Genomic DNA, 11,483 nt, shown 5'->3' on the forward strand with positions numbered 1-11,483 from the left:
GGCCCAACTCCGTGAACACAAGGGAGCACAGGGAAGACGGGGAGCGCAGGGCGCAGAACGCCGCGCCCACCACCGCACCCATGGAGATCCCCGCCCTCGACGCGGCCGAGGAGCTGTCCTGCGACGTCCTCGTCATCGGCGGCGGCACGGCCGGCACCATGGCGGCGCTCACCGCCGCCGAGCACGGCTCCTCCGTCCTCCTCCTCGAAAAGGCACATGTCCGCCACTCGGGCGCGCTCGCCATGGGCATGGACGGCGTCAACAACGCCGTCATCCCCGGCCGGGCCGAACCCGATGACTACGTCGCGGAGATCACCCGCGCCAACGACGGCATCGTCGACCAGTCCACCGTCCGCCAGACCGCGACCCGCGGCTTCGCCATGGTCCAGCGGCTGGAGCGGTACGGCGTGAAGTTCGAGAAGGACGAGCACGGCCAGTACGCGGTCCGCCAGGTGCACCGCTCCGGCTCGTACGTCCTGCCGATGCCGGAGGGCAAGGACGTCAAGAAGGTCCTGTACCGGCAGTTGCGGCGGCGTGAGATGCGCGAGCGGATCCGCATCGAGAACCGGGTGATGCCGGTCCGCGTCCTCACCGCCGGCGGCCGGGCCGTCGGCGCCGCCGGATTCCACACCCGCACCGGCCACTTCGTGACCGTGCGCGCCGGTGCGGTGATCCTGGCCACCGGCGCCTGCGGGCGGCTCGGCCTGCCCGCGAGCGGCTATCTCTACGGGACGTACGAGAACCCCACCAACGCGGGCGACGGCTACGCCATGGCCTATCACGCCGGGGCCGAGCTGACCGGGATCGAATGCTTCCAGATCAATCCGCTGATCAAGGACTACAACGGCCCGGCCTGCGCCTATGTCGCCAATCCCTTCGGCGGCTACCAGGTCAACCGGCACGGCGAGCGGTTCGTCGACTCCGACTACTGGTCGGGGCAGATGATGTCGGAGTTCGCGGCGGAGGTGGCGAGCGAGCGGGGCCCGGTCTACCTCAAGCTCAGCCATCTGCCGGAGGAGTCGGTGGCCGCGCTGGAGTCCATCCTGCACTCCACCGAACGCCCCACCCGCGCCACCTTCCACGCGGGGCGCGGCCATGACTACCGCACCCATGACGTGGAGATGCACATCTCCGAGATCGGGCTGTGCGGCGGCCACTCGGCCTCGGGGGTACGGGTCGACGCCCACGCCCGGACCACCGTCCCGGGGCTGTACGCGGCCGGTGACCTGGCCTGCGTACCGCACAACTACATGATCGGCGCCTTTGTCTTCGGCGACCTGGCGGGCGCGGACGCCGCCCGATACCGGGTGTACCAGGGCGAACTGCCCCCGGATCAGCTCGCCGACGCGCATGAGCTGATCTACGCCCCGCTGCGGAACCCCGAGGGGCCGCCGCAACCACAGGTCGAATACAAGCTCCGGCGCCTGGTCAACGACTATGTGGCCCCGCCCAAGAGCGGCGCCCGGCTGTCGCTCGCCATCGAGGCGTTCGAGCGGATGCGCGGGGACATCGCCACGATGGGCGCCGGTACGCCCCATGAGCTGATGCGCTGCGCCGAGGTGACCTTCATCCGCGACTGCGCGGAGATGGCCGCGCGCTCCTCGCTGGCCAGGACGGAGAGCCGGTGGGGGCTCTATCACGAGCGCACGGACCATCCGCTGCGCGACGACGAGGGCTGGCTGCACCATCTGGATCTGCGCAAGTCGGCGGCGGGGGCGATGGAGTTCACGGCGCGTCCCGTGGCCCCGTATCTCGTCCCGGTGGCGGAGTACGCGCCGGCGGGCGGGCCGTCGCGCCCGCTGGGCGAGGTGCGGGCGGAGCAGGTGGCCACGGCGGGGCCGCGCGAAAGCGCTCCGCGGGCGGGGGCGGGGTCGGGGGCTGGGTCGGGGTCGGGGGCTGGGCGGGTGGATGAAGACCGTAAGGAGGTCACGGGCGGCTCGGCCGTCCGTACGGCCCTCACCGCCGCCTCTCCGCGCATCCTCGAACTGCTCGCCCTCGCCGAGGAGCAGCCGGAACTCCCCGCTCTCCGGCCCTATCTGGCCGACCCCGACCCCGCGGTGCGCCGGGCCGCCGTCGCCACCCTGACCGAGACCGCTCCGGCGGGCACCGGCCCGGCCCTCGCGGCGGCCCTGGCCGACACGGACGGGGGCGTACGTGCCGATGCCGCGGCCTCGCTGCGGGAACTGGTCGAGGTGCTCCCCCCGGACACCGCCTTGCGTGAACCCCTGGTCCGCGGGCTGGTCGTGGCCGATCCGGTGGTGCGGGCGGCGGCGCTGGACGTCCTGCGCGCGCTGGGCCTCGGCGACGCGGAGCTGTTCGCCGGGGCGTTGACGGACGCGGCGATCGGGGTCCGTATCCAGGCCGTACGGGGGCTGGTCTCGGTGGACGCGCTCGCGGCGCTGGCGCCGGGAGCCGCGGACGCGTCCCGCGAGGTGCGGGTGGCCACGGCGGGGGCGCTGGGCACCCTGGCCCCCGGCGGCGGCCGGGCGGCGGACGCCCGGCGGCTGCTCACGCCGCTGCTGCGGGACCCGGACGTCCTCGTACGGGCCGCCGCCCTGGAGGCCCTGGCCTCGGCGGGGTGCCCCGCGCCGCTGGACGCGGACGTGGTGGCGGCGCTGGGCGACTCCGCCTGGCAGGTGCGCAGGGGGGCGGCGACGGCGCTGGGCGCGGCGGCGCCGGAGCTTGGCGTGCCGGCGCTGGGGCGGGCCTTGGCCGACCCGCATGCCGATGTGCGGAAGGCGGCGGTGCTGGCGTTGCTGCCGTTGGCGGAGCGGGAGGTGGGGGCGCGGGAGGCGCTGGCCTCGGTTCGGGCCGATCCGGATGCGGATGTGCGGGCCTACGCGGCAAGGGCCTAGCTTTCCCCACCCCGCCCCTCCCCGAACCAGGGGGCTGCGCCCCCAGCCCCCCACCGGGGCTCCGCCCCGAACCCCGCTCCTCAATCGCCGGAGGGGCTGCAATTCCTCCGCCCCCGACCCCGCCCCTCAAACGCCAGAGGGGCCGGACATGTTGCGGCCGGGCGCGGCACCGTTGTGGTGTCCGGGCCCGGCCGGGGGCGGGAGAGAGGGCTAGCGGACGAAGACGCCCGCCTGGCTCGCCAGGTCCAGGAAGTACTGCGGGGCCACGCCCAGGACCAGCGTGACCGCCACGCCGATCGCGATGGCCGACGACGTCAGCGGGGACGGCACGGCCACGGACGGGCCGTCCGTGCGCGGCTCGCTGAAGAACATCAGCACGATCACCCGGATGTAGAAGAACGCGGCGATCGCCGAGGAGATCACACCGATCACCACCAGCGCCCCCGCCCCACCGTCGGCCGCCGCCTTGAAGACCGCGAACTTCCCGGCGAAGCCGCTGGTCAGCGGGATACCGGCGAAGGCCAGCAGGAAGACCGCGAAGACGGCGGCCACCAGGGGCGAACGGCGGCCGAGCCCGGCCCACTTGGACAGGTGGGTGGCCTCGCCGCCCGCGTCCCGCACCAGGGTGACCACCGCGAAGGCACCGAGGGTCACGAAGGAGTACGCGGCGAGGTAGAAGAGGACGGAGGAGACGCCGTCGGGAGTGGTGGCGATGACACCGGCCAGGATGAACCCGGCGTGGGCGATCGACGAGTACGCCAGCAGCCGCTTCACATCGGTCTGGGTGACGGCCACGATCGCACCGCCCAGCATGGTGACGATGGCGACGCCCCACATCACCGGCCGCCAGTCCCAGCGCAGCCCCGGCAGTACGACATACAACAGCCGCAGCAGCGCGCCGAAGGCCGCGACCTTGGTGGCCGCCGCCATGAAGCCGGTCACGGGAGTGGGGGCGCCCTGGTAGACGTCGGGCGTCCACATGTGGAACGGCACGGCGCCGATCTTGAACAGCAGCCCCATCAGCACCATCGCCCCGCCGATCAGCAGCAGCGCGTCATTGCCCATGGTCCCGGCGAGCGCCGGGGTGACGTTCCTGACCTGGCCGTCGACGACGTCGGCGATCCCGGAGTAGGTGACCGTGCCCGCGTAGCCGTACAGCAGGGCGATGCCGAAGAGCAGGAACGCCGAGGAGAAGGCGCCCAGCAGGAAGTACTTGACGGCGGCTTCCTGCGACAGCGCGCGATGGCGCCGGGCGAGGGCGCACAGCACGTACAGCGGGAGGGAGAAGACCTCCAGCGCCACGAAGAGCGTCAGCAGATCGTTGGCGGACGGGAAGACCAGCATGCCGCCGACCGCGAAGAGGACCAGCGGAAAGACCTCGGTGGTGGTGAAGCCCGCCTTGACGGCGGCCTTTTCCGCGTCGCCGCCGGGCACGGCGGCGGCCTGCGCCGCGAAGGAGTCGACGCGGTTGCCGTGCACCAGCGGGTCCAGCCGCCGCTCGGCGAAGGTGAACACCGCCACCAGCGCCACCAGGAGAATGGTCCCCTGGAGGAAGAGCGCCGGGCCGTCGACCGCGATCGCGCCCATGGCCGCGACATGGGCCTTGCTGGTGCCGTAGTCCCCGGCGGCGAGGCCGATGACGGCGGCGAAGGCCGCGGCCAGGGCGACCACGGAGACGAACACCTGCGCGACGTATCGCTGGCGGCGCGGCAGGAGCGCCTCGATCAGGACGCCGACGATCGCGGCGCCGAGCACGATCAGCGTGGGCGACAGCTGGCCGTACTCGATATCGGGCGACGGGATCTTGTCGGGCGCCGCCGCCGCTGTTGTCCACAGGCTGTGGACAGTGGCCGCGTGGGTCACTTGGCACCTCCGGAAGCACCGTCGTGGGAAGCACCCTCGGACTTCGGGCTGTAGTGGAACCAGCCCGCGTCGGTGACGGGGTGATCGGGCCTGGGATCCTTCTTGTCCACCACGGACATCGTGTGGTCGACCGCCGGGTTGACGATGTCGGCCAGCGGCTTCGGGTAGACGCCGAGGAAGATCAGCAGCGCGATGAGCGGGGCCACGACGACCAGCTCACGCACCCGCAGATCGGGCATGGAGCGCACCTCGGCCTTCACCGGACCGGTCATGGTGCGTTGGTAGAGGATCAGGACGTACAGCGCCGCCAGCACTATGCCGACGGTCGCGATGACGCCGAACACCGGGTAGCGGCTGAACGTGCCGACCAGGACCAGGAATTCGCTGATGAACGGCGCGAGCCCGGGCAGCGAGAGGGTGGCGAGCCCGCCGATCAGGAAGGTGCCGGCGAGCACCGGTGCGACCTTCTGCACACCGCCGTAGTCCTCGATGAGCCGCGAACCGCGCCGGGTGATCAGGAACCCGGCCACCAGCATCAGCGCGGCCGTGGAGACGCCGTGGTTGACCATGTAGAGCGTGGCGCCGCCCTGGCCCTGGGTGGTCATCGCGAAGATGCCCAGGATGATGAAGCCGAAGTGGGAGATCGAGGCATAGGCGATCAGCCGCTTGATGTCCCGCTGGCCGATCGCCAGCAGCGCCCCGTAGATGATGCTGATGAGCGCCAGGATCATGATCGCCGGGGTGGCCCACTTGCTGGCCTCCGGGAAGAGCTGGAGGCAGAAGCGGAGCATCGCGAAGGTGCCGACCTTGTCGACGACCGCGGTGATCAGCACGGCGACCGGGGCGGTGGACTCCCCCATCGCGTTGGGCAGCCAGGTGTGCAGCGGCCACAGCGGCGCCTTCACCGCGAAGGCGAAGAAGAAACCGAGGAACAGCAGCCGCTCGGTGCTGGACGCCATGTCCAGCTGGCCGCCCGCCCGCGCCTGGACGATCTCCTGCAGCGAGAAGGTGCCGGTGCCGAGGTGATCGGCGGTGACCGCGTACAGCCCGACCACCGCGGCCAGCATGATCAACCCGCCCGCCAGGTTGTAGAGCAGGAACTTCACCGCCGCGTACGAGCGCTGAGTGGCCGTCTCCTCCTCGGAGCGGCCCCCGGCCCGGTCCCCGAAGCCCCCGATGAGGAAGTACATCGGGATCAGCATGGCCTCGAAGAAGATGTAGAAGAGGAAGACGTCGGTGGCCTCGAAGGAGATCACCACCATCGCCTCGACCATCAGGATCAGCGCGAAGAAGCCCTGGGTGGGCCGCCAGCGGCTGTTGGGCCGGGCACCTTCCAGCGGATCGGCGTCATGCCAGCCCGCCAGGATGATGAAGGGGATGAGCACCGCGGTGAGCGCGATCAGCGCGACCGCGATCCCGTCCACGCCCAGTTCGTAGCGGACCCCGAAGTCCTTGATCCAGGCATGGGATTCGGTGAGCTGGAAGCGGGCGCCGCCGGGATCGAAGCGGACCAGCACGACCGCGGCGAGGGCGAGCGTGAGCAGGGAGAAGCCCAGCGCCACCCACTTGGCGGCGGCGCGCTGGGCGGCGGGCACGGCGGCGGTGACGACCGCGCCGAGCGCGGGCACCACGGCCGTGGCCGTCAGCAGGGGAAATGACATGACTCAGACCGCCCTCATCAGCAGGGTCGCGGCGATGAGCACCGCCGCACCGCCGAACATCGAGACCGCGTACGTACGGGCGTAGCCGTTCTGCAGCTTCCGCAGCCGGCCGGAGAGTCCGCCGACTCCGGCCGCGGTGCCGTTGACCACCCCGTCGACCAGCTTGTGGTCGACATAGACCAGCCCGCGGGTCAGGTACTGGCCGGGTTTGACGAGCGCGACGTGGTTGAAGTCGTCCTGCAGCAGATCGCGCCGGGCGGCGCGGGTGAGCAGGGAGCCGCGGGGGGCGGTGCGCGGCACCGGCCGGCGTCCGTACTGCGCCCAGGCGAGCGCGACACCGATCAGCAGCACCACCATCGTCCCGCCGGTGACCGCCGCGGCGCTGAGCGGGGAGTCGCCGTGGCTGTGGCCGGTGACCGGCTCCAGCCACTTCAGGAACGAGTCGTTGAGGCTGAACAGCCCGCCCGCGAAGACCGATCCAACGGCCAGGACCATCATGGGGATGGTCATGGACGAGGGCGACTCGTGCGGATGCGGCTCATGGCCGGCCTCATCGGGCACCCAGCGCTTCTCGCCGAAGAAGGTCAGCAGCATCACCCGCGTCATGTAGTACGCGGTGATGGCCGCGCCCAGCAGGGCCGCGCCGCCGAGGATCCAGCCCTCGGTGCCGCCCTTGGCGAAGGCCGCCTCGATGATCTTGTCCTTGGACCAGAAGCCGGAGAGCCCCGGGAAGCCGATGATCGCGAGATAGCCGAGCCCGAAGGTGATGAAGGTGATCGGCATGTACGTGCGCAGGCCGCCGTACTTGCGCATGTCGACCTCGTCGTTCATGGCGTGCATGACCGATCCGGCCCCGAGGAAGAGCCCCGCCTTGAAGAAGCCGTGGGTCACCAGGTGCATGATCGCGAAGACATAGCCGATCGGGCCGAGCCCGGCGGCCAGGATCATATAGCCGATCTGCGACATGGTGGACCCGGCCAGGGCCTTCTTGATGTCGTCCTTGGCGCAACCGACGATCGCACCGAAGAGGAGCGTGACCGCGCCGACGGTGACCACCGCGGTCTGGGCGTCCGGGGCGTTGTCGAAGATCGCGCCGGAGCGGGTGATCAGATACACGCCCGCGGTCACCATGGTCGCCGCGTGGATCAGGGCCGAGACCGGGGTCGGGCCCTCCATCGCGTCCCCGAGCCAGGACTGCAGCGGCACCTGGGCCGACTTACCGCAGGCGGCGAGCAGCAACATCAGCCCGATCGCGGTGAGCTTGCCCTCGCTCGCGTGGTCCGCGTCGGTCAGCACCGGGGCGAAGGTGAAGGTCCCGAACGTCGTGAACATCAGCATGATCGCGATCGACAGGCCCACATCGCCGACGCGGTTGACGATGAACGCCTTCTTCGCCGCCGTCGCCGCGCTGGGCTTGTGCTGCCAGAAGCCGATCAGCAGGTACGAGGCGAGGCCGACGCCCTCCCAGCCCACGTACAGCAGCAGGTAGTTGTCGGCGAGGACGAGCAGCAGCATGGCCGCGAGGAAGAGGTTGAGATAGCCGAAGAAGCGGCGGCGGCGCTCGTCGTGCTCCATATAGCCGATCGAATAGATGTGGATCAGCGTGCCCACACCGGTGATCAGCAGGACGAAGGTCATGGACAACTGGTCGAGCTGGAAGGCGACGTCCGCCCGGAAGCCGCCCACCGGGATCCAGCTGAAGACCTTGCTGTGCAGGGCCCGGTCGTGCTCGCCGCGGCCGAGCATCTCGGCGAAGAGCACGGCGCCGATCACGAAGGAGGCGGCGGCGAGCACCGTGCCGATGTAGTGGCCCTTGCCGTCCAGCCGCCGCCCCCCGCACAGCAGCAGGGCAGCGCCGAGAAGCGGCGCCGCGACAAGCAATCCGATGAGGTTCTCCACTTGAACGCGACCCCTTCTAGAGCTTCATCAGGCTGGCGTCGTCGACCGAGGCCGAGTGGCGGGAGCGGAAGACGGACACGATGATCGCGAGACCGACCACGACTTCCGCCGCGGCGACGACCATCGTGAAGAACGCGATGATCTGGCCGTCGAGATTGCCGTGCAGCCGGGAGAAGGTGACGAACGCCAGGTTGCATGCGTTCAGCATCAGCTCGACGCACATGAAGAGGACGATCGCGTTCCGCCTGATCACGACACCGGCCGCACCAATGGTGAACAACAGGGCGGCCAGGTAGAGGTAGTTGACCGGATTCACTTGGCGACTCCCCTCGAGTTCGCGCCGGCCGCGTTCTCGCCGTTCTCGCCGTTTGCGCCGTTCTCGCCGTGCTCCGGCTCGGCGGCGTCCCCGGCCTTCTTGCCGGTGTCCCTGGCGTTACGGCCCAGCCAGCGCTGCGAGCGCTGCTCCAGCGCCGCCAGCTCGGCCAGCGCATCGCTGGAGACGTCCCGGATCTGACCGCGGCCGCGCAGCGTCGCGTTGACCGTGAGCTCGGACGGGGTGCCGTCGGGCAGCAGACCGGGGATGTCCACCGCGTTGTGCCGCGCGTACACGCCGGGGGCGGGCAGCGGCGGCACGTTCCGCCCGGTGCGCACCCGCGCCTCGGCCTGCTCGCGCTGGGTGCGGGCCCGCTCGGTGCGCTCGCGGTGGGTCAGCACCATCGCGCCGACCGCCGCGGTGATCAGCAGCGCGCCGGTGATCTCGAAGGCGAAGACGTACTTGGTGAAGATCAGCGCCGCCAGGCCTTCGACATTGCCGCCGGAGTTGGCCTGGCCCAGGCCGTTCCACGTCTTCAGCGAGGCATTGCCGAGCCCGGCGCACAGCAGGATGCCGAAGCCGAGCCCGCACAGGGCGGCGAGCCAGCGCTGCCCCTTCAGGGTCTCCTTGAGGGAGTCGGCCGCGGTGACACCGACCAGCATCACCACGAAGAGGAAGAGCATCATGATCGCGCCGGTGTAGACGACGATCTGGACGACGCCCAGGAAGTACGCGCCGTTGGCGAGGTAGAAGACCGCCAGGACGATCATGGTGCCCGCCAGGCACAGGGCGCTGTGCACGGCCTTGCGCATCAGGATCGTGCACAGCGCGCCGATCACGGCGACGGTGCCGAGCACCCAGAACTGGAGGGCCTCCCCCGTGGAGGTGGTGGAGGCCGCAGCGGCCAGAGTGCCGCTCATGCCTGCACCCCCCGCTGCCGGTCCTGCGACTCCTGCGGCTCCTGGAACTCCTCGTTCCCCGCGGCCTGGTCGGACAGGGTCTCGCCCTTGCTGACCGCGACCTGCCGGGAGGTGCCGGGCGCGGCCTCGGTCACCAGACCCCGGTAGTAGTCCTGCTCGTCGGTGCCGGGATAGATGGCGTGCGGGGAGTCGACCATCCCGTCCTCGAGGCCCGCGAGCAGCTCTTCCTTGGTGTAGATGAGCGATTCTCGGCTGCGGTCGGCGAGCTCGTACTCATTGGTCATGGTCAGCGCCCGGGTGGGGCACGCCTCGACGCACAGGCCGCACAGGATGCAGCGCAGATAGTTGATCTGGTAGACGCGGCCGTAGCGCTCACCCGGGGAGTAGCGCTCCTCGTCGGTGTTGTCCGCGCCCTCCACATAGATCGCGTCGGCGGGACAGGCCCAGGCGCACAGCTCGCAGCCGATGCACTTCTCCAGCCCGTCCGGATGCCGGTTGAGCTGGTGGCGTCCGTGGAAGCGGGGCGCGGTGGGCTTCTTCTCCTCTGGGTACTGCTCGGTGAGCCGCTTCTTGAACATGGCCTTGAAGGTCACGCCGAAGCCGGCCACCGGATTCTGGAAGTCAGGCACCGTCGGCCTCCTTTCCGTCACTGGCAGTGTCGGGCCCACCACTGACAATCAACTCGCGCTCGGTGCGCGGACGTCGGCGGGGGACGGGCGGCAAGGTCTGACCGGGCAGCGGCGGCACCGGGAACCCTCCCGCCATCGGATCGAAGGCGGACTCCGGTCCCTGTTCCGCTCCGGCCTCGGCCTCCGTCGCCGAACGGTCGCGGAAGAAGTCGACCACGAAGGACAGCAGCAGCAGCGCGATCACCGCGCTGCCCACGTACAGCACGATGTCCTGGTAGTCGTAGTTCTCGTTGCGCAGCGCCCGGACGGTGGCGACCAGCATCAGCCAGACCATCGAGATCGGGATGAGCACCTTCCAGCCCAGCTTCATGAACTGGTCGTAGCGCACGCGCGGGAGCGTGCCGCGCACCCAGATGAAGACGAACAGCGAGGTGACGACCTTGCCGACGAACCACAGCATCGGCCACCAGCCGTGGTTGGCGCCTTCCCAGAAGGTGCTGATCGGCCAGGGCGCCCGCCAGCCGCCGAGGAAGAGGGTGACGGCGACCATCGAGACGGTGACCATGTTGATGTACTCGGCGAGCATGAACATCGCGAACTTGATCGACGAGTACTCGGTGTTGAAGCCGCCGACCAGGTCGCCCTCGGACTCCGGCATGTCGAACGGCGCCCGGTTGGTCTCACCGATCATCGAGACGATGTAGATGAGGAACGAGACCGGCAGCAGCACCGCGTACCAGCGGTCGTGCTGCCCTTCGACGATCTGCGAGGTCGACATCGACCCGGAGTAGAGGAAGACCGCCGCGAAGGAGAGCCCCATCGCGATCTCGTAGCTGATCATCTGGGCGCAGGAGCGCAGGCCGCCCAGGAGCGGATACGTCGATCCGGAGGACCAGCCCGCGAGCACGATGCCGTAGATGCCGACCGAGGCGGTGGCGAGGATGTAGAGGACGGCGATCGGCAGGTCGGTCAGCTGCATCGTGGTGCGGTGGCCGAAGATCGAGATCTCGCCGCCCGAGGGGCCGAACGGCATCACCGCGACCGCCATGAAGGCGGGGATGGCCGCGACGATCGGCGCCAGGACGTAGACCACCTTGTCCGCGCCCTTGACGACCACGTCCTCCTTGAGCATCAGCTTCACGCCGTCCGCGAGGGACTGCAGCATGCCCCAGGGGCCATGGCGGTTGGGCCCGATGCGCAGCTGCATCCAGCCGACCACCTTGCGCTCCATGACGATGGAGATCAGCACCGTCACCATCAGGAACGCGAAGCAGAAGACGGCCTTGATCAGGACCAGCCACCACGGGTCGGTGCCGAACATCGACAGGTCCTCTGCGGCGAGA

Annotated in this window: 8 protein-coding genes; 1 reads left to right on the plus strand and 7 read right to left on the minus strand. The window is 70.1% G+C overall.

What is annotated here, in order from left to right:
• Positions 1 to 80 precede the first annotated feature (80 nt).
• Positions 81 to 2,855, plus strand: coding sequence for a fumarate reductase/succinate dehydrogenase flavoprotein subunit (locus J8403_RS19300; protein ID WP_211128328.1), 2,775 nt, complete (start codon positions 81 to 83; stop codon positions 2,853 to 2,855).
• Positions 2,856 to 3,065: 210 nt separating this feature from the next.
• Here J8403_RS19300 and nuoN read toward each other — a convergent pair whose 3' ends face one another.
• The 7 genes from nuoN to nuoH are packed head-to-tail and all read right to left on the minus strand — an operon-like array spanning position 3,066 to position 11,461.
• Complete coding sequence (gene nuoN / locus J8403_RS19305; RefSeq protein ID WP_211124273.1) at positions 3,066 to 4,718, minus strand: NADH-quinone oxidoreductase subunit NuoN; 1,653 nt, start codon at positions 4,716 to 4,718, stop codon at positions 3,066 to 3,068.
• Positions 4,715 to 6,379, minus strand: a complete 1,665-nt coding sequence (locus J8403_RS19310) for an NADH-quinone oxidoreductase subunit M (RefSeq protein WP_211124274.1) — start codon at positions 6,377 to 6,379, stop codon at positions 4,715 to 4,717. The genes nuoN and J8403_RS19310 overlap by 4 nt, the downstream gene beginning before the upstream one ends.
• Before the next feature lie 3 nt (positions 6,380 to 6,382).
• Entirely contained in the window at positions 6,383 to 8,278 is a 1,896-nt protein-coding gene (gene nuoL, locus J8403_RS19315; protein WP_211124275.1) for an NADH-quinone oxidoreductase subunit L, read from the minus strand.
• Positions 8,279 to 8,294: 16 nt separating this feature from the next.
• The gene (gene nuoK / locus J8403_RS19320; protein WP_014054072.1) at positions 8,295 to 8,594 is read right to left on the minus strand and encodes an NADH-quinone oxidoreductase subunit NuoK; all 300 of its coding nucleotides are present in this window, start codon (positions 8,592 to 8,594) and stop codon (positions 8,295 to 8,297) included.
• Positions 8,591 to 9,511: an NADH-quinone oxidoreductase subunit J gene (locus J8403_RS19325; RefSeq protein ID WP_211124276.1), complete on the minus strand. Its 921-nt coding sequence runs from the start codon at positions 9,509 to 9,511 to the stop codon at positions 8,591 to 8,593. The genes nuoK and J8403_RS19325 overlap by 4 nt, the downstream gene beginning before the upstream one ends.
• Positions 9,508 to 10,140: an NADH-quinone oxidoreductase subunit NuoI gene (gene nuoI, locus J8403_RS19330; RefSeq protein WP_211124277.1), complete on the minus strand. Its 633-nt coding sequence runs from the start codon at positions 10,138 to 10,140 to the stop codon at positions 9,508 to 9,510. Before nuoI ends, J8403_RS19325 begins: the two co-directional genes overlap by 4 nt.
• Positions 10,133 to 11,461: an NADH-quinone oxidoreductase subunit NuoH gene (nuoH, locus tag J8403_RS19335; protein ID WP_211128329.1), complete on the minus strand. Its 1,329-nt coding sequence runs from the start codon at positions 11,459 to 11,461 to the stop codon at positions 10,133 to 10,135. Before nuoH ends, nuoI begins: the two co-directional genes overlap by 8 nt.
• Between the last annotated feature and the right edge of the window lie 22 nt (positions 11,462 to 11,483).

Origin of the sequence: Streptomyces yatensis (genome assembly GCF_018069625.1) — a bacterium.
Taxonomy (GTDB): Bacteria; Actinomycetota; Actinomycetes; order Streptomycetales; family Streptomycetaceae; genus Streptomyces; species Streptomyces yatensis.